Source organism: Streptomyces laurentii, assembly GCF_040635425.1.
Classification (GTDB): domain Bacteria; phylum Actinomycetota; class Actinomycetes; order Streptomycetales; family Streptomycetaceae; genus Streptomyces; species Streptomyces laurentii.
Map to the genome: position 1 here is coordinate 81,503 of NZ_JBEYHT010000002.1, position 17,455 is coordinate 98,957.

At 70.6% G+C, this 17,455-nt stretch carries 17 protein-coding genes, 1 tRNA gene and 1 pseudogene; 9 read left to right on the top strand and 10 right to left on the bottom strand.

The window, feature by feature from the left end; translation table 11 throughout:
- The first annotated feature begins 315 nt into the window (after nucleotides 1–315).
- Nucleotides 316–483: a hypothetical protein gene (locus tag ABZ693_RS01870; RefSeq protein WP_359872264.1), complete on the top strand. Its 168-nt coding sequence runs from the start codon at nucleotides 316–318 to the stop codon at nucleotides 481–483.
- 34 nt (nucleotides 484–517) lie between these two features.
- Here ABZ693_RS01870 and ABZ693_RS01875 read toward each other — a convergent pair.
- Nucleotides 518–590: transfer RNA gene (locus tag ABZ693_RS01875), tRNA-Pro, on the bottom strand.
- Nucleotides 591–832: 242 nt separating this feature from the next.
- Between ABZ693_RS01875 and ABZ693_RS01880 the strand changes: the two genes are divergently transcribed.
- The gene (locus ABZ693_RS01880) at nucleotides 833–1,048 is read left to right on the top strand and encodes a hypothetical protein (protein ID WP_359872266.1); all 216 of its coding nucleotides are present in this window, start codon (nucleotides 833–835) and stop codon (nucleotides 1,046–1,048) included.
- Nucleotides 1,049–1,703: 655 nt separating this feature from the next.
- Here ABZ693_RS01880 and ABZ693_RS01885 read toward each other — a convergent pair.
- Nucleotides 1,704–3,461, bottom strand: a complete 1,758-nt coding sequence (locus tag ABZ693_RS01885; protein WP_359872268.1) for a recombinase family protein — start codon at nucleotides 3,459–3,461, stop codon at nucleotides 1,704–1,706.
- Between the two features lie 38 nt (nucleotides 3,462–3,499).
- A pseudogene (locus tag ABZ693_RS01890) lies at nucleotides 3,500–3,607 on the bottom strand (LLM class F420-dependent oxidoreductase); the annotation flags it as partial.
- Between the two features lie 244 nt (nucleotides 3,608–3,851).
- Between ABZ693_RS01890 and ABZ693_RS01895 the strand changes: the two are divergent.
- The gene (locus tag ABZ693_RS01895) at nucleotides 3,852–4,142 is read left to right on the top strand and encodes a hypothetical protein (protein ID WP_359872270.1); all 291 of its coding nucleotides are present in this window, start codon (nucleotides 3,852–3,854) and stop codon (nucleotides 4,140–4,142) included.
- 171 nt (nucleotides 4,143–4,313) lie between these two features.
- Here ABZ693_RS01895 and ABZ693_RS01900 read toward each other — a convergent pair whose 3' ends face one another.
- The 5 genes from ABZ693_RS01900 to ABZ693_RS01920 form a co-directional block, all read right to left on the bottom strand.
- Nucleotides 4,314–4,799, bottom strand: a complete 486-nt coding sequence (locus ABZ693_RS01900) for a DUF6099 family protein (protein ID WP_359872272.1) — start codon at nucleotides 4,797–4,799, stop codon at nucleotides 4,314–4,316.
- Nucleotides 4,800–4,925: 126 nt separating this feature from the next.
- On the bottom strand, nucleotides 4,926–5,333 hold the full coding sequence (locus ABZ693_RS01905; RefSeq protein ID WP_359872274.1) for a nucleotide pyrophosphohydrolase: 408 nt from the start codon (nucleotides 5,331–5,333) through the stop codon (nucleotides 4,926–4,928).
- Nucleotides 5,330–6,607: an AAA family ATPase gene (locus ABZ693_RS01910; RefSeq protein ID WP_435842320.1), complete on the bottom strand. Its 1,278-nt coding sequence runs from the start codon at nucleotides 6,605–6,607 to the stop codon at nucleotides 5,330–5,332. The genes ABZ693_RS01905 and ABZ693_RS01910 overlap by 4 nt, the downstream gene beginning before the upstream one ends.
- 196 nt (nucleotides 6,608–6,803) lie before the next feature.
- On the bottom strand, nucleotides 6,804–7,205 hold the full coding sequence (locus ABZ693_RS01915; RefSeq protein ID WP_359872276.1) for a cell division protein SepF: 402 nt from the start codon (nucleotides 7,203–7,205) through the stop codon (nucleotides 6,804–6,806).
- Nucleotides 7,206–7,326: 121 nt separating this feature from the next.
- Nucleotides 7,327–8,271, bottom strand: coding sequence for an SMP-30/gluconolactonase/LRE family protein (locus tag ABZ693_RS01920; RefSeq protein ID WP_359872278.1), 945 nt, complete (start codon nucleotides 8,269–8,271; stop codon nucleotides 7,327–7,329).
- A 483-nt stretch (nucleotides 8,272–8,754) separates the two neighbouring features.
- Here ABZ693_RS01920 and ABZ693_RS01925 point away from each other — a divergent pair, with 483 nt between their 5' ends.
- Nucleotides 8,755–10,365, top strand: coding sequence for a glycosyltransferase family 39 protein (locus ABZ693_RS01925; protein ID WP_359872280.1), 1,611 nt, complete (start codon nucleotides 8,755–8,757; stop codon nucleotides 10,363–10,365).
- Between the two features lie 127 nt (nucleotides 10,366–10,492).
- On the opposite strand, the gene ABZ693_RS01930 is transcribed toward ABZ693_RS01925, so the two are convergent.
- The gene (locus ABZ693_RS01930; RefSeq protein ID WP_359872281.1) at nucleotides 10,493–10,930 is read right to left on the bottom strand and encodes a MarR family winged helix-turn-helix transcriptional regulator; all 438 of its coding nucleotides are present in this window, start codon (nucleotides 10,928–10,930) and stop codon (nucleotides 10,493–10,495) included.
- Nucleotides 10,931–11,074: 144 nt separating this feature from the next.
- On the opposite strand from ABZ693_RS01930, the gene ABZ693_RS01935 reads away from it, so the two are divergent.
- Both ABZ693_RS01935 and ABZ693_RS01940 read left to right on the top strand, forming a co-directional pair.
- Nucleotides 11,075–12,526, top strand: a complete 1,452-nt coding sequence (locus tag ABZ693_RS01935) for an MFS transporter (RefSeq protein ID WP_359872283.1) — start codon at nucleotides 11,075–11,077, stop codon at nucleotides 12,524–12,526.
- A 193-nt stretch (nucleotides 12,527–12,719) separates the two neighbouring features.
- A complete protein-coding gene (locus ABZ693_RS01940) occupies nucleotides 12,720–13,559 on the top strand; it encodes a PhzF family phenazine biosynthesis isomerase (protein WP_359872285.1) in 840 nt (279 codons plus the stop codon).
- 72 nt (nucleotides 13,560–13,631) lie between these two features.
- On the opposite strand, the gene ABZ693_RS01945 is transcribed toward ABZ693_RS01940, so the two are convergent.
- A complete protein-coding gene (locus ABZ693_RS01945) occupies nucleotides 13,632–14,402 on the bottom strand; it encodes a methyltransferase domain-containing protein (RefSeq protein ID WP_359872287.1) in 771 nt (256 codons plus the stop codon).
- Nucleotides 14,403–14,430: 28 nt separating this feature from the next.
- Here ABZ693_RS01945 and ABZ693_RS01950 point away from each other — a divergent pair, with 28 nt between their 5' ends.
- The 3 genes from ABZ693_RS01950 (at nucleotide 14,431) to ABZ693_RS01960 (ending at nucleotide 17,395) form a co-directional block, all read left to right on the top strand.
- Nucleotides 14,431–14,937 (top strand): MerR family transcriptional regulator, encoded by a 507-nt coding sequence (locus tag ABZ693_RS01950; protein ID WP_359872289.1) that lies wholly within the window; start codon nucleotides 14,431–14,433, stop codon nucleotides 14,935–14,937.
- Nucleotides 14,938–15,198: 261 nt separating this feature from the next.
- Complete coding sequence (locus ABZ693_RS01955; protein ID WP_359872496.1) at nucleotides 15,199–17,070, top strand: DNA/RNA helicase domain-containing protein; 1,872 nt, start codon at nucleotides 15,199–15,201, stop codon at nucleotides 17,068–17,070.
- 196 nt (nucleotides 17,071–17,266) lie between these two features.
- On the top strand, nucleotides 17,267–17,395 hold the full coding sequence (locus tag ABZ693_RS01960) for a DUF6408 family protein (protein WP_359872290.1): 129 nt from the start codon (nucleotides 17,267–17,269) through the stop codon (nucleotides 17,393–17,395).
- Nucleotides 17,396–17,455 lie beyond the last annotated feature (60 nt).

Here is a 17,455-nt window from a genome sequence, read left to right on the forward strand (position 1 = left end):
GGGCCGACTTGGCGGGGGCTCCATTCCCGCCGAGTCGGGGTCTACTGCCGGTTCATCGAGCACAAGATCACAACTGCCCCGCAGAGCGAAGCGACCATGACGGCCCACGACGACTACGGTGGTTCGCGGATGACGGTGAACCCGCATGGCCTTCGTCGTGCGCTTCGGCCGGGGTGCGTGGAGGCGCCGGCACCGGGCGAGCAGCCTGTCCCACTGAACCCCGAAGCTCCGAGCATGCGTGCCACACGGCCTCCTCACCGCCCGTCCGGGCTTCTTGGACGTGCGCCTCGTCGCCTCATGGCGCACCGTGGCGTCATGAGCTCCGAACCGCCGATAGTCGTCTACCCGCCCGACGAGGACGGAGGCCGTCGCGTGCGCATTGACGGCACCATCGTCGGCCGCGCGTTCGCGATGAAGGACGTCGTGGAGTTCCTCCGCTGTGCAGGGCATCCCGACGTCGAGGACTGGCCCGCCATCGACTAGCGCGGCGGGGGTCCTGAAGAGTGGGGTCGCTGAGTCGGGACGGCGCGATTCGAACGCGCGACTTCCCGGCCCCAAACCGGGCGCTGTGACCCCTGAACTACGTCCCGCAGGACGGCAGTTGGCGCTGCTATAGTGACGAGGTACGTCTCCCCATTTCTCCCTGGGCGGGACGAGTGCACCAAGCCCCGCTCCGTGGGGTTCGCGACCTTCAAACCAAGCCCCGCATTGGCGGGGATCGTCGCAAGGGCGATCGCAGGGTCCCTGAATCCTGCGCGAGTGCGGCTCATCAGGTGCATGACGTCATGCCAAAACCTGGTGCGTTCGCAGTCAACTTGGGAGGAATTTCGTCATGGCGACCAATCAGGCAACGCCCCCTGCTTGCTCTCACAGGGGCCGTGACCTGGCCATCGTGGGTCTCACGTCTGCGCTCGTCGGCGCAGTCGCGTTCACCACGGCCGTCCTGATGCACGAAATGCCGTTTACCGCGCTGGCAGCCGGCGGGGCTTCCACCGGAACCACGGCTGGCATCGGGGTAGCGGTCCTCGCGCTCCTGAAGCGCGGCTAGCCGGAAGGGGGCGGTCTCATCGCGAGGCCGCCCTCTTCGGCATGACGTCGGCCGGCTGCGCTGGATACGTCCGGGTGGCGACCGTCCGCCCTTCCGGACCGTGAGGCCCGGGTGATGGAAGCCGCGCCTCGGCGGCGTTCCCCGTCCGCGTCAACCTGCCGACCCTCAATGAGATCCGGCGCAGGCTCCATGACGGACGGAAGTCTTGGGGCGACCGGGGCCGCTCGACCGCGCTCAGTCCGGAGGAGAGTACGGGGAGCGCAGGAGCGGCGCCGGCCGTCGCATGGGGACCGGGAGCCGCGCCATTCGCCAGCGTCGCCCCCTCCCCTACATTAGTGATGGGGCGCACGTTACGCGGGGATGATCTTGCTCCGCCGCCTCCAGGAGCGCGGGGCCCAAACTGCCAAACTAACCCCCTTTTTTCATTCCTCCTAACGCGTGATAGATAAAATGAATTAGGGGTTCAGTTGGGCACTTTGGAACCATTGGTCACTCTCAGTTAACCAGGCTGACCAATCCGTCACCCTGCGCAGTCCAGCATGTGGGGAGGAGGATGCTCACCTGACGCCGGGGACAGGTCGACTGCGCCAGCGACGCACCGGTGAGCGCTGCGCAACCTCCTTGCCCAGCGCTGCACCCATTATCAACTTGTCACCTACTCCGCGTCGCCGGTCGGTGCAGCGGGCTTCGCCCACACGATCTCCGTGCGTTCGTCGCTCCGATCGCGCAGCGTCCCGCGAGAGGTTCCCGCAGGGCCGACAATGATTCGGTCCACAAACAGCGCGAGGAACGCTCGCTGCTCGTCGACATCCCAGCGTTGCCATGTGCTTTCAGGCGCGAACGGGTCACCGTCCGTGTGCTCGGTCCACTCATCGAGCGGGATCCGCGTCGACGAGGCGGTTTGAGCCGCCAGTTCAGCGATCCGTTCCGTGCACCGTTCCTCGTGCGCTGCATACTTCGCCATGGTGGCGCGGAACGCTTGCCGGGCAGTGGGGCCGACGTAGCTGTCCCGGTCGGCCGCGAGCCCCCGGATACTCTCCTGTACGTGTTCGAGCTGCGCCTCCTGTTCCGCCAGTTCGTTTGCAGCCGCAGGATCCGCACCTTGCTTGGCAAAGCGCTCCGATGCCGCGATGAGGAGTTCCAGATCATCAGGGTCCGCGGGGTCGAGCCCACTGACGCGTGCCCACACTCGCTCTGTGACGATGTCATTCAGTGGAGCTTGCCTGACACGTAGCGTGTGCTTCGGGACGTCACCTACCGTGCGCCGTAGGTTGCATGTGTACGACTCGTCAGAACTGGCGATGGTCAGTCCGGCGTCACACAACCCGCAGCGGGCGATGCCCCATGAACCGAGAAGCGTTCGATGTCCAGTGCGATCCCGTCGAGGAGCCGGGGCACGCCCGTCTAGCGTTTTCTGAATGGCCGTCCATGCCGCGGGACTTCGGAACCCTTCATGTGGACGTACAGGCTGCCCCTCCTCATCGCGAAGGATCTCCCGGCGCTTCGTCCGCTGATTCACCGCACCGATGGCGTAGCCCGCCATCCTGGGGTCTCTGAGGATGCGCAGGACGACAGTGGCTGACCACTCGTAATCCGCGGTGTCCTTCCCCTGGTTCTTCCGCCGCTTCTGCGCGGCCTCACGACGTGCCTTCGACTTCTCCTCGTCCAGCGAGTCGAGCGGAGTCTTGATGCGCTTCGCTGTTAGCAGCGTGGCGATAGCGCTTGGGTTCACACCGTCCTCCGCCTTCTGGAGGATGTGCTCCACAGTGTCCGCAGGCGTGCAGTCCGGGCCCGGGTCGAGAAGCCCCCTTGTCGTCGGGCCCGGCTTCAGTACGCGGATCGTCAGGCCGTCCACCTTAACTTCATCAGCCTCGAACCCGAACGGCACAGGGCCTGTCGAGTGCGATCCTTTTGCTTTCAGCCGCGACAGCGTGTCTCGAATGAACTTCGATTTGTTCTTCGATTCCTGGTGCGCCAGCCCTGCGATAAGGGAGAAGAACGCAACGCCAAACGGATTGTCGTCCGACGTGTTGATGAATGGCTCTTGGGTCGAGACGAGCGCCACGCCGCACTTCGCCAACTCCTGTTGAATGCGAAGCGCCTCCGCAGCACCCTGCCGAGTGAGCCGAGACAGCATGTAAATCACGAGGACATCGAACTCGCCGTTTCGAGCATCCTCTAGCATCCGCTCGAAGTCTGGACGGACTACGTTGGGGTCGTAACCGCTGATTCCTACGTCTTCATAGTGCCGCGTGTGCACCCAGTTCGCTTGCGAGTTGATAAACGCTACGCCCGTCTCCAGCTGCATCTTGGGAGACGCCTGGCTGTCCGTCTCGCTCTTATGGCTCTGCCGGCCGTAGGTGCGTGCTCTGACCATGTCCTGATCCCTGCGCTCCAGGGTGACAAGCTCCATACGTGAAGCCTAGGCGCCACCAAGGTAGTTGTGCGACCACTTCTGAAGAACGCGCCGAAGCCCAGGTCCTCGGTGGCCTTGGCGACCGTGAGCAGGGTGTCGTAGGACGCCCCTTGCTGGGGTTCCGTGAAGATTCGGAGATCCATGCCTCCATCCTGCACCCGGGTGCGTCAACCGATTCGTCACCCGGTGATCAACACGGCCTCGGCCGGGTGAATAACCGTCCCCGGTCGAGGGGCGTTGGGCCAGGCCAGTGACCTGGGCCGCGGACATGTCGTTGGCTCGGGCGTAGCCGGACCGCCCGGCCCCACGTGTCGGCCGACCTGCCGGGACGTCCCTTTGTGTGGTGGTCCTTCCCGTACGGGAGGGCCCCTGGCCGAGGAGGCCGCCATGTCCAAGGAAGCCGCGCCACAGCACGCCGCCGTGTCCGAGCAGCCCCTCACACCGCCGATGCCCGCGGTGTCCTCCGTATCGTCCGTACCCGCGCAGCCGCAGCGGGGAGACGCCCCCGCCGGCCTGCTGCGTCAGATGGAGGCGATGATGGCGGCGCTCACCGCCGACCTCTCGCAGCTCGACGCCGACCTCCAGTCCTCGGCGGACCGTCAGGCGGCCGCCGACGGCGCCGACGACCCGGGTCCGGCCGGACCCGGCCCCACGAGACCGGACGCCGCGTCCCGCTGACCGGGCAGCGGGGCGGGCCCACGGCCCGGCCTCCCCCGACCCTCCCCGACCGCCGCCGGCTCCTTCCCCGCGTCCCGGCCCGGCCGGCTCGGCCCGCACCCCGGCCCCGGGCCCCGCCACTCCGCCCGCCGTACGGCCACACACCGGCCATCGCCTCGGCGCCCCAGGCCCCTACCCGGGGCCCGCGCGGCCCCGGGCCGGGTCGGGCGGACGGTCCCGCTCGCGCACCGCGAGCCGGTGCAGCATGGCGCGAACACGGTCGCCCGCCTCGTCGGCGGCGTCGATCGCCTCGATGGACTGCCAGTACAGCCCGTCCTCACCCGTCGCGCAGGCCACGCCCACCAAGGCGATGCCCACGTCGCCGAGCAGCACGCCAAGCGCGGTCAGCGCCGCGCGCGTGTCCCCGACGGAGGTGAGCTGCGCGGCCCTCGGCACTCCGGCGCGCAGCGCGGGGTGATCGAACCCCACGCGTCCGCCGCCGGTCTCGCTCAGCCCCCGCGCCTCGCTCCGCAACTCCAGCGGCCCCTCGGCCGCGAGGTGACCTCCTATCACCTGAGCGAGAGCCTGAGCCTCCCAGGCCTCCCGCATGATGTCCCACGCCGTGTGGGCTTCCGCCAGCGCGTATCGCCCGTTCGCGATCAAACGCTCCGCGTCCATCAACGACGCCCCCGTTCTGACGACTTACCGCTCACTCATTCCATTACCCAGCGTGAGGCCGACCGAGCCTGAACACCAGAGGAATTCGGAAATCTGTGGACAGGAAGCTCGTTGAGGATAACTCGATCACTCCGTAGAGTGACGATCACGGTCGTCTCCCGCCTCTCGGGGCTCGCCGCCGGGGCCGGACGACGTGTCGTCGCCCCGGCGTCCCCGGGCCGGGAAGCGGATCTCGTTGCGGTCGATCTTGGCCGCGAGAGCCGTCAGCGGATCGACGCCGAGCACGCCGCAGAACTGCAGCAGATAGGCGAGGACGTCCGCGACCTCGTCGCGGACCCGGTGCGCCGTGTCCGGGTCCGCCATCACCCGGTCCGCCTCCTCGGGCGTCAGCCACTGGAAGATCTCGAGGAGTTCGGCCGCCTCCACGCTCAGCGCCGCCGCCAGATTCTTGGGCGTATGGAAGGGCTGCCAGTCGCGGGCCGCGGCGAAGTCGGCGAGCCTGCGCTGCAGGCCCGCCACATCAAGTTCAGTCACGCACCCAGGTCTACCATCGTCACACCGGGCACGTCCGTCACACCCGTAACCCCCTCCCCCACGGCCGCGACCAGCCGGACGTGTCCGCTCGCGCAGATCTCGCCGGCCAGGCCGAACAGAGCGGCCAGTTGCCGGGCATCGAGCGCGTGATCGAGCCCGTCGGCGAGCACGGTGAGCGTCTGCATGGCCTGCGGCACCTCGGCGACCGGGTCCATCGCGAGCACCCCGGGGCCGGTCAGCAGGACGAGCCCGAGGGCGAGATAGCGCAGTTCGCCGTCGCCGAGCCGGCCCAGTGCCATGTCCGGCAGGCCGGCCCGCTCCAGGACGGCCTCGACCGTGCCGCCCGTCTCCGATTCCCGTAACCCGAGCCCCGCGACCGTACCGGCACATCCCGCCGTCGCGAGGGCCGCCAGGCGGGCGTGGCGGCGCGGGCACTCGGTGGCGGTGCGGTGCAGCACGGCGGCCAGGTTGTGACAGTCGCGCCGCAGCCGGCCCTCGCCGACCGGCACGGGCTGCCGCATCCGGTGCGGCAGGGGGTGACAGGGGAAGGCCGCACGCAGTCCGACGACCACCTGTTCCGCGGCGGCCAGGACGTCCCGCTGCCCCTGCGTCTTCCCGGCGACCCGCAGCGGCAGGAGTGCCGTGCCGAGCACGTCGTCCGGGAACGGGGCGCGGGTCACCGGGGTGTTGCCGGCGGTGTGCCACTCGGCCTGGACGGTGCTGCGCCCCGGGTCCCGCAGCGCGGTGGTGAACAGGGTGCGGTCCGGCGAGGTGAGCCGTTCCCCGACGATCCGCAGGGTCGGTTCGGCCTGCACGGCGAGGTCGAGGTGGACCGGTCCCACCGGGCCGTCGACCGTGCAGCCGATCCGGAAGCCGCGCCGGCCTTGCGCGTCGGCCCGCGACCGCTCCGGTACGCGGTCGGCGGCGTCCGGCAGCACCTCCTCGAGCTCCGCGCCCGCCCCGAGCCGCGCGAGCGCCTCGTACGCGCGCAGGGCGGTGGTCTTCCCGCTGCCGCTCGCCCCGCGCAGCAGTGTCACGGGGCCGAGCGGCAGGACGGTCCCGCGGTGCACCCCGAAGGCCGAAAGCCGCAGTTCGGTGACGGTGGGCCGGAGCAGCGCCCCGCCAGTGGTCCGCTCGACGGGCACCGGCGCCGCCTCGTCGACCCGTACGGGCGAAAGCGCGGCCGCGAGCGCGAGGGCGGCCTCCGCGGTGGGGGCGGGGAGCGGGCGGGCGCGGAAGGGCACCTGGCCCGGGCGCCGTCCCTGCGCGGGCACGCGCCCGTCCGCGGAAGCGGGCGGCGGCTGCGGCCAGGGCGGAAGAGGCGGTGGGGAATGGTGAGATGGGTGGGGTGGACGGGGCGGACGGTCGGGGGCGCTGCCACCGGTGTTGGTCATGACCGGAAGGTACGCAGCCCTCCGCACGCCGAACCGTTACGTCTGAACGACCTTCCTACGAACGAGGGAGCGCGCCTCAGGCGTTGCCCGCCTCGCTCTCGTCCTCGGCGCCCTCGACCTCGGTGCCGGCCGGCGCCAGCAGGAAGACGTTGCGGTCGACCCGGTGCATCCCGCTGCCGAGGCCGAAGACGACGCCGCTGCTGAAGTCGAGGATGCGCTTGGCGACCTCGGTGTCCGCGCTCGTCAGGTCGAGCAGCACGGGGATCTGGGCGATGAGGTACTCCGCGACCTCGCGCGCGTCCGCGAAGACCTGGACGCGCAGGACGATCATCCGGCGCTGTTCGGCCGCCTCTTGCTGCTCGGGGATCGCACGGTGATCGATCCTGGACGGCCATTCATCCCTGCCGCGCAGCGGGACGACCTGGGCCAGGCCCTCCCACTGCTCGTCGGTGACGTCGTACCTCTCGTACCTACTCATAAGGCCATCCTCCCGTCCCTCACTCGTTCGGCCCAACAGCGACACGGGTCGAGCCACATCTTCTCCGGGAACGGGAGGCGCGGAGGTCCCGGAACGGGAGGCACGGAGGCGGGGCGGGTGATCAGCTCCGGCGGGCGGGTCCCGGCGCCGGATGGGTGCCCGTGACGGAGGTGACGACCGAGTAGAGACTGCTCTCGGCGGCGAGGAAGAGACGGTTGCGTTTGGCGCCGCCCCAGGCGATGTTGGCCACCGCCTCGGGGACGTCGAGCCGGCCGATCAGGGTGCCGTCGGGGTCGTAGCAGTGCACGCCGTCGTCCATCGCGGCGACCCACAACCGGCCGTCGGCGTCGAAGCGCAGATTGTCGAAGCGGGCGTCCGGGCGGGCGGAGGCGTCGGCGAAGACCGTGCCGTCGGAGAGGGTGCCGTCGTCGCGTACGTCGAAGACGCGCACGTACCCGGCCCGGGTGTCGGAGACGAAGAGCCGGCTCTCGTCCGCCGAGAAGACCAGGCCGTTGGGCGCCCCGAAGCCGTCGGCGACCAGCCGGACCTCGCCCGTGGCGGGGTCGATCCGGTAGACGTTGCCGGCACCGATCTCGCTCGCGCCCCGATGCCCCTCGTAGTCGGTGATGATGCCGAAGTCCGGGTCGGAGAACCAGACGGAGCCGTCCGACTTCACCGTCGCGTCGTTGGGGCTGTTGAGCCGTTTGCCCTGCCAGCGGTCGGCGAGCACGGTGAGCGTGCCGTCGTGCTCCGTCCGCGTCACCCGGCGGTTGCCCTGTTCGCAGCTGATCAGCCGGCCCTCGCGGTCCAGGGTGTTGCCGTTCGGGTGGCCGGCGTCGCGGCGGAACACGCCGACGGCGCCGGTCTCCTCGTCCCAGCGGAGCATCCGGTCGTTGGGGATGTCGCTCCAGATCACCTGCCGCCAGGCGGGCAGATAGACCGGGCCCTCGGCCCAGCGGCATCCGTCGTACAGGACCTCCAGGCGTGCGTCGCCGGACGTGCACCGGCCCGTGCGGAACCGCTCGTCGAACACCTCGTACAACTCGGGCCGCCCGCGCTCTGCCATGCCTCACCCTTCCTCATGACGTTCCGTCTTCGCGTTCCACGGTCCGCTGTCCACGCGCCGCGGTTCGCGTCCACGGTTCCCGTTCCACCCACGCACACCTACCGAACCGGCGCATGTCGTCGCGGGCAGCGCGCCGGTGCCGGTGAAGGTGCGGACGACGATCACGGGGCGGCTCCGGTTCGAGCGTCCGGTGCCGACGGGTGCGGAGCGGCGGGGGCCAAAAGCGGCCAAGTGAACGTGGGACACGAGATGATCGAACTCATGTGTCAAAGGCGGGTTTTCACTCAACCTTTCGACTCTCCTGGCCACCACGGTGAAGGGAGGGGAACGCGCCCCCCTCACCTGGCCGAAAACGCCCCTTCCGGCGTCCCGTTCCCCCTCGGCCGGTTCGGACCACGAACACCGCGCCTCTCCTGCGACCGCGGTTATCGTGCGCTGCCCACAGCACGCTTCCGCGCCACCCGAGGACGAAGACGGACGCTCATGCCCTCCCCTTGCCCACCGGCCCTGCCGACGCCCCGCCACCGCGACCGTCTCCGGGCCGTCTGGACCGTCCGGGCTGTCTGGACCGTCCGGGCTGTCTGGGCCGTCTGGGCCGTCCGGGCCGTCCCGGGGGTATGGACGCTCGCGCTCGGCCTGTGGGGGCTGTCCCGACAGAACAGCGTATGGCGGGACGAGGCGGCGACCTGGCAGGTGGCGCGGCGGTCCACCGGCGACATCCTGCGTCTGCTGGAGAACGTCGACGCCGTCCACGGGCTCTACTACCTGCTGATGCACGGGCTCTTCAGCTGCTTCGGGCCCGGAACCACGGTTCTGCGGCTGCCCTCCGTGCTGGCCATGACGGTGGCCGCGGTCTGTGTGGCATCCCTCGGGAACCGGCTCGCGGGACCGTGGGCGGGGCTGGGCGGCGGACTCGGGTTCGGGCTGCTGCCCGCCGTCCAGTTCCATCTGCAGGAGGGACGTCCGTACGCGCTCGTCGCCGCCGGCGCGGGAATCTCGACCCTGCTGCTCGTGACCGCCCTCCAGGACCGGGCCGGGCGGGACCGGGCCGGGCGGGACCAGGCCGCACTGGGCCGGGGACGGCGGTCGGCCCTCTGGGTCGCCTACGGCGGCACGATCCTCGTCTGCGGACTGCTCAACTGGCTCTCGCTGATGATCCTGCCCGCTCACCTCGCCACCCTCATCCGGGCGCGGGCCGCGCGCCCGGTCCGGGTGCGCTGGGCGATGGCCGCGACGGGCGCCGTGGCGGGGGTCCTGCCGCTCATCCTGTTCACCCGGACCCAGTCCGATCAGGTGTCATGGATACCGCCGCTGACCTGGCACATGCTGATCGGCCCGGCGATCCTGCTGGCGATCGGCGCGCTCGGCGCCCTGCTCGACCGGCCGCGGGCGGGCCGGCTGTCGGCGGCCTCGGTCGGGCTCCCGCTCCTCGCGCTTCCCCAACTCGGCCTGGTGGGGCTCTCCTTGATCCAGCCGTTGTTCCTGGACCGGTACGTGCTGTTCAGCCTGGTCGGCCTGGCGCTGCTGATCGGGGCCGCGATCGGCGCGGCGGTCCGGGCGGCCCGGCCGCGCTTTCCGAGGGCCTCACGGATGATCCTCCCCGTGGTGATGGCCGTGGCGACGGCGGCTCTGACACCGCAGTTCCTGGCCAAGCGGTCCCCGGACAGCCGCGTGGACGACGTCCTGGCGGTCGCGGACGACATACGGGAGCTGGCGCGGGACGGTGACGCGGTGCTCTACATACCGGCGGCGCGCCGCGACACCCGCCTGGTCTCCCCTGGAGCGTTCACCGGACTGCGCGACATCGCCCTCGCCCAAGGCCCGGTGGAATCAGGGACATTGAAGGGGGTGGAGAAGAGCCCCCAGCGGATAGGGGCGGCGATGCTGACACAGGACCGCATCCTGTTGGTCACGGACGCGGGAGAGGTCGCGCCACCCCTGTCGACCGAGCGGGACCGCGTGAAGACGTGTGTCCTGCGCGAGCACTTCACCCCGACGGCGGACCGCCAGATACGAGGGCGCAGGGTGACGGTGTACGAGCGGGTCCACGCGACGCCGCACGACGAGCCCGCGCGGGCGGCCAAGGACTGCTGACACCCGCACCCCGCACCCCGCGCCGGGAATCAGCTCCCGCCCCGACCTCCGCGGGAACGGGATCGCCACTCGTACGGCGGCACCGCCGTCGCGAAGACCGCTCCAGCGCTGCCGCGCACCCGGGCCCTCAGGACTGCTTCGCGTCGACGTTGCGGGCCAACGTCGTGAGCAGAGCGGGCAGTTCGGCCACTGCGCGGTCCGCGATCCCGGCCACGGTCTCCTCGGCCAGCACACACCACACCTCCTTGACCTGCCCCGCCAGCTTCTCGCCGCTCTCGGTCAACTCGACGATGGTGGCCCGCCTGTCGTTCGGGGCGGGGGTGCGGCGGAGGTGTCCCTGCGCTTCGAGCTTGCGGGTCATGAGCGTGACGCTGGGCGGCTCCACCCCGAGCGCGCCGCTGAGTTGGGCCTGGATCATCGGGCCCGTACGGGCGAGTTCGAGCAGCAGCGCCTCCTGGCCGGGATGCAGGCCGAGCGGAGTCAACAGCGTTGCCACGCGGGCGCGGTGACGCAGGCTCAGCAGGCGGATGGCCTGGTTCACGGCGTCGGCCTGGGCGAAGTCCATGAATCCTCCTTGACAGTTCTCTTATCCGGATAATTATTATCCAGATAACGTTATGCGCCTAAGCAACTCCGCGCAAGCGGGGCTGCCCTTCCCGTGCCCCACCCCGCGCGCCGATCGCCCACCCCACCCTCCGAGGAGACTCTCGTGTCATCCAGGACGACCACGACCTCGCTGCCCCCGCGCAGCTCGACAAGCGCCGCCGGCGGCGGCCCCGGCTGGAAGATCCTGGCCCTGGCCTGCGCCGTCCAGTTCATGGTGATCCTCGACGCGTCCATCGTGAACGTCGCCCTGCCCTCCGTGGACCGGGACCTCGGCTTCACCTCCACCGGGCTCGCCTGGGTGGTCAACGGCTACCTGCTCACCTTCGCCGGCTTCATGCTCCTCGGCGGCCGCACCGCCGACCTCTTCGGACCGCGGCGCATGCTGACCGCCGGACTGACGCTGTTCGCGGCGTCGAGTCTCGCCGGCGGGCTGGCCGGCTCCCCCGAGGTATTGGTCGCGGCGCGTGTCCTCCAGGGAGCGGGGGCCGCCCTGATGGCCCCGACGGCCCTGGTCGTCGTCCACACCCACTTCACCGAAGCGGCGGCACGGGCCCGCGCGTTCGGCGCCTGGTCCGCCGCGGGCGGAGTGGGCGGCATGGCCGGCGCGGTCGCCGGCGGTGCCATCACCACCGGCCTGTCGTGGCGCTGGGTCTTCCTCATCAACGTGCCGATCGGCGCCGCGCTCATCGCCGCCACCCTCGTGTTACTCGGCCGTCCGACCACGGAGCGGCGGGAATCGCTCGACCTCGCCGGCGCGCTCACGGGCACGGCCGGACTGGCCGCGCTGATCTACGGGGTCATGCAGAGCGGCGACCATGGCTGGACCTCCGCCATGACCGCCGGACCGCTGGCCGCCGGTGTGGCACTGCTCGCCGTCTTCGCCGTGGTCGAGGCGCGCACCACCGCTCAACCCCTCATGCCACTGCGGCTGTTCCGCCTCCGGGGTGTCGCCGTCGGCAGCGTCCTGCTCGCGGTGTTCGGTGCGATCGGCATCGCCATGTGGTACTTCACCTCACTCTTCCTGCAGGACGTGCTCGGCTACAGCGCCCTGTGGGCCGGACTCGGCCAGACCCCGGCCGCGGTGACCTTCATGCTCGTCGCACGCTGGGCGGCCGGGCTGCTGCCCCGCCTCGGGGCGCGGGCCCTGATCCTGATCGGCGGTGCCGCGTTCCTGGCCGGGTTCGGCTGGCTCTCCCAGGCCGGCGTCGACAGCGGTTACGCCACCCATGTCCTCGGCCCCACGCTGCTGATCGCGATCGGCATCGGGCTGGTGTTTCCCACGCTGATGGCCGCCTCGACCGCGGACGCCCCCGCCGAGGACGCGGGGATCGTGGGCGGTGTCGCCTCCACGGCGAACCAGGTGGGCGGATCGATCGGCCTCGCGATCCTCGCGACGGCCGCCGGCGCCGCGACCGCGGCGGAGACCGGCCGCCCGGCGGCGGCAGCCCTGGCCGCCGGATACGACCGGGTGTTCCTGATCGCCGCCGGGCTGGCGCTCGCACTCGCGGCAATCGGCCTGCTACTGCCGAAGCGCCCGTCCTCGCCGGCTTCCTGACGTACGACACATGCACCCGTGCGCCCGTACGGCCCCGCACGCCTCGCACGCCCCGGCCCGCGACACCCGAACGATCCCCGGCCGCCCCCGGCCAGGGACCTTCGATCCAGCCCCCGGCATGCCCGCCGAACCCCTGAACGACCACCGCTCCAAGGTCTTTGACGGGCCAAGGAGCGGCGGCTACGTTCGGACGATGGACATCCTGCGCTACGTGGCCTTCAGCACCGATCCGCACGGCGGGAACCCGGCGGGCGTGGTCCTGGACGCCGCGGGCCTCGACGAGGCGACGATGGCCGCGACCGCGGCGGAGGTCGGCTACTCGGAGACGGCGTTCGTCGTGCCCCGGCCCGACGGGACGCTCGACGTCCGCTACTTCAGCCCGCTCGCCGAGGTGCCCTTCTGCGGCCACGCCACCATCGCCACGGCCGTCGCCCACGCGCAGCGGCACGGTGTCGGCGACCTGCTCCTGCACACCCAGGCCGGGCCGGTCCCGGTGACCGCCTCGAAGCGGCCGGACGGCGCCGTCGTCGCCACCCTGGTGAGCGTCACACCGCGCACGGTGGAGATCGACGAGGCCGACCTGGCCGAGTTGCTGGCCGCGCTCCGCTGGGACGCCGCCGACCTCGACCCCGCCCTGCCGCCGCGCGTGGCCTACGGCGGGGCCTGGCACCCGGTGATCGCGGCCGCCGAGCGGAGCCGTCTGGCGAACCTCGACTACGACATGACAGCGCTCGGCGACCTGATGGCGCGCCGGGGCTGGACCACCATCGCCCTGGTCCACCGCGCGTCCGACACCGTCTTCCACGCACGCAACCCCTTCCCGCCCGGCGGGGTCGTCGAGGACCCGGCCACGGGCGCGGCGGCCGCGGCGTTCGGCGGGTATCTGCGCGAACTGCGACATGTCGAGCTTCCCGCCGTCCTGACGATTCACCAGGGCGCGGACATGGGCCGCCCGAGTCTGCTCACCGTGGGGATTCCGGCGGATCCGTCGAGCGGCATCGAGGTGACGGGTACGGCGGTACGCATCGGCTGACCGCACCGCACCCTTCGCGTCCCCGCACCCTCCGCCTCCCCGCACCTCGGACCCCGCACGCGGGAGCGCGCGTCAGCGGGGTGCCGTCCCCGCCGCGATGAAGAGGGGCAGCGCGAGGAAGAGACGGTCCCGCGTGGCCCGGGAGCGCTGGTCGGCGATCCAGCGGTCCGTCTCCTCGCGCGTCAACGCACCGGCGGAACAAGCGCCTTCGGCCAGTCCGGTCAGCAGCGGCAGGACCGCCGGGCCGGTGAGGACGCCGGTGCGTACCTCGACGGTCACGTCCCCGAAGCCGGCGTCGAGGAGCAGGTTGCGGTAACGGCGCGCGGTCCGCGGGCCGGCGGTGAGGTCGGCGCGGGCGTGGACCAGGGCGCGGGTGAGGGCCGGATGGTCGGAGTCGATGACGAAGGTGTCCCAGTCCTGGCCGATGAGCACGATCCGCCCGCCGGGGGCGAGGACCCGCAGCGCCTCGGCCAACGCCCGCTCTGGGTCGGCCAGTTCGTGGAACACCTTGTCGGCGCGGTAGCCGTGTACGGAAGAGTCCGCCAGGGGCAGTTCGTACGCCCCCGCGATCCGGAAGTCGGCCTCGGGCCACCGCGAGCGGGCGAGGGCGATCATATGCGCGTCGGGATCCACGCCGACGGCCGCTGCCCCTCGTTCGTCGAGTTCCGCCACGGCCCGGCCCGCGCCGCAGCCCATGTCCACGACGGACCGCCCCGGAGCGGCGCCGAGTACGTCGTACGAGAAGGAACGCGGTTCGGCGGCTCCCGGCATGTGGTCGGCGGCGTCGAGAAGGGCGACGAGGGCGTCCGTGGAGCGGCCGGAACCGGCTGTTTCCGTGGTCATGCGTGCCAGGCTGCGACTTAATGTCGGCATGAAGTCAAGCGAGCGGCACCAGGGGCCCCTGAGCGTCGGCGCCGCCGCCGCGCGCTTCGGGCTGGCCCCGCACGTCCTGCGCCACTGGGAGGCGGTGGGCCTGCTCGCCCCCGCCCGGGACCCGGCCGGCCGTCGCCGTTACGGGGCGGCCGACCTCGTCCGTATCGCGGTCGTCCTGCGCGCCAAGGAGGCCGGGCTGCCGCTGGACACGATCCGCCTCCTGACCGCCACCGCCGATCCGGCCCGGCGCCGGGAGGCCATCCGCGACGAGGCGGCGGCGCTGCGCGCCCGTATCGTCGCCGCCCGGGGCACGCTGGGCGCCGACGAGCGCGAGGCCCTGGTGGAACGTATCCGCGCCTACCAGCAGTCCGCCGCCGAACAGGTCGGAAAGCTTCGCGTCCAGCTCTCCCGCGCGGAGGACTTCGAAGCCACCCTGCGCGCCCGCGTCACCCCACCGCCCACCCCGTCCCCCGCTCCCGCGACCTCCCCCACGCGGCGGGACTGACGCCGAGGCCTCGAAGCCGCGAGTCACCCCGGTACACCATCACGCGAAGCGCTCGGACGGCCGTGATCGGTACGCAGGCCGAGCATTCCCGCTCCGCCCGGCCCGACCGGGACATCCTCAGGATCATGCCTTGTCCTAGGATGAGGCGACCATCTCAGCGGCCCGACGGACTTCCTCGCCACGCAGCCGGACGGCTGCGTGAACACCGACAGGACATGCCCCCACCCGCACGAGTCAGTTCGTGCTGCCTGGGGGCAAGTCTTGCTGTTCCGCGAATCCGTGGCGTCCGTGGCCGCCCGCTTCTTCGGCGGCTCGATCGCGGAAGGGGCTCTCGCGCTGATACTGGCCGAGAACTTCCTGCACGCACGCGGCCATCGCCCCTCCCCCTCGGAGATCCGGTCCTGGGAGCGCAGCCTCCCCATACTGGCGAACACGCTGATCGAAGCCGGACTTGGCGACGTTGAGATGCTGATCGAGTACGCCCTCCCCCTCACCAGCAAGCGCGCCGATGTCGTACTCGCGGGCGTGCACCCGGTCACCGGAGAGCCCTCGTACGTGGTCGTGGAACTCAAGCAGTGGAGCAAGGCGTACCCGCACGGGGAAGATCCCCGGCTCTGCCTCATCGACTATCAGAGCCAGCCGGTGCTGAACCCGATAGAGCAGGTGCGCGGCTACTGCGACTACCTCACGTCGTTCAACGGGGCACTGGAGCACACACCCGACTCGGTCGCCGGGGTGGCCTTCCTGCACAACGCCAAGGACTCCGAAGTGCGCTGGCTGCGAGAGGCGACCGAGGACGCGCATGGCCGCCTGTTCACTCAGAACCAGCGTGGCGCCTTCCAGAACTACCTGAAGTCCCGGCTCGCCTCGAAGTCCGGCGCCGAGGCCGCCGACGCCCTGCTCCAGGGAGCCGTGCGTCCGTCCAGGCAACTGATGAAGGCCGCTTCCGAGGAGGTTCGCAACCGGGAGCAGTTCGTGCTGCTCGACGAGCAAAAGGTCGCCTACGAACTGGTGATGTCGGCGGTCCGCACGGCCCGGCGGGCCAATCACAAGCAGGTGATCGTCGTGACAGGAGGTCCCGGTTCCGGCAAGAGCGTGATCGCTCTGTCGCTCCTCGGAGAGCTCTACCGAAACGGGGTGCCTGCCCTGCACGCCACCGGGTCCGCTTCCTTCACCAAAACGATGCGAAAGATCGCCGGCGCCCGCAAGACCGAGGTGAAGAAGCTGTTCCAGTACTTCAACAGCTTCATGACGGCCGAACCGAACGATCTGGACGTACTGATCTGCGACGAGGCCCACCGTATCCGTCTGACTTCCGAGAACCGGTACACGCCAGCCCACATGCGTACGGGCCGGCCACAGGTCGCCGAGCTGATCGACGCCGCCCGAGTGCCGGTCTTCCTGCTGGACCAGCACCAAGTGGTGCGCCCTGGTGAGATGGGCACGGTCGAGCAGATCGAACAGGCCGCGAAGGCCCAGGACCTGACGTGCACGGTCGTGGAGTTGGACAGTCAGTTCCGGTGCGGGGGCAGCGACGCGTACCTGCGCTGGGTGACCCATCTGGTCGGGCTGGAGGGCGACGGCCCCATTCCCTGGGAGCCGGACGGCAAGGTCCGGTTGCTAACCGTGGACACGCCTCAGGAGCTGGAGGCCTTCCTCACCGCGCGCAAGGCCGAGGGGTACAGCGCGCGCATGGCGGCCGGGTACTGCTGGAAGTGGAGCAAAATCACCCCGGCTACGACCGGCCTGCCGGCCGACGTGGTGATCGGCGACTGGGCCAGGCCGTGGAACGTGCCCGGGGACCGGTCTCTCTTCGGTGCTCCTCCAGCGCCTCTCTGGGCGACCGAGGAGGCCGGGTTCGGCCAGGTCGGCTGCGTCTACACCGCGCAGGGATTCGAGTACGACTGGTCGGGTGTGATCATCGGGCCGGACCTGGTCTGGCGTAGGGACCGTTGGGTGGTGGACCGGGCCGCGTCCAAGGACCCGATCTTCACCAAGGCGACCGGCGACGCCGACATCGACCGGCTGATCCGCAACACCTACAAGGTGCTACTGACCCGCGGCATGGTCGGCACGGTGGTCTATTCGACGGACCCGGAAACGCGGGAAAGGCTCCGCTCGCTCATTCCCTGAACCCTCACGCCGATCGGCGGATACCATGATCCCGCCGCGCACCTTCCCGGAGGGTACGAGGCCGCGGTTCATGTGCACGTCGAACAGGTCCTGAGTAACGAATGGTTGTGCCCGTCGTGTGGTGACACACGACGTGAGCGTGGCTGCCCGCAGGGTGCCCCCTGCCATTCAGATCTCATCAACCTGAGGGGCCGACATGACCACTGCCGAGTGCAAGCCTGCGCGTCGTGAACGGATTCGCGAGATCCTGACCGACATCGCTGTCGGAGTCGTCTCCAGTCTTCTGGTGACGGCCTTGACCGCGGTGGCGAACCTCCTCTTCTGAGGCAGGTACGTGGCGGGCCCGGAGAGCCCGCCACTCCACTGTCCCGCGTTCGGGCACCAA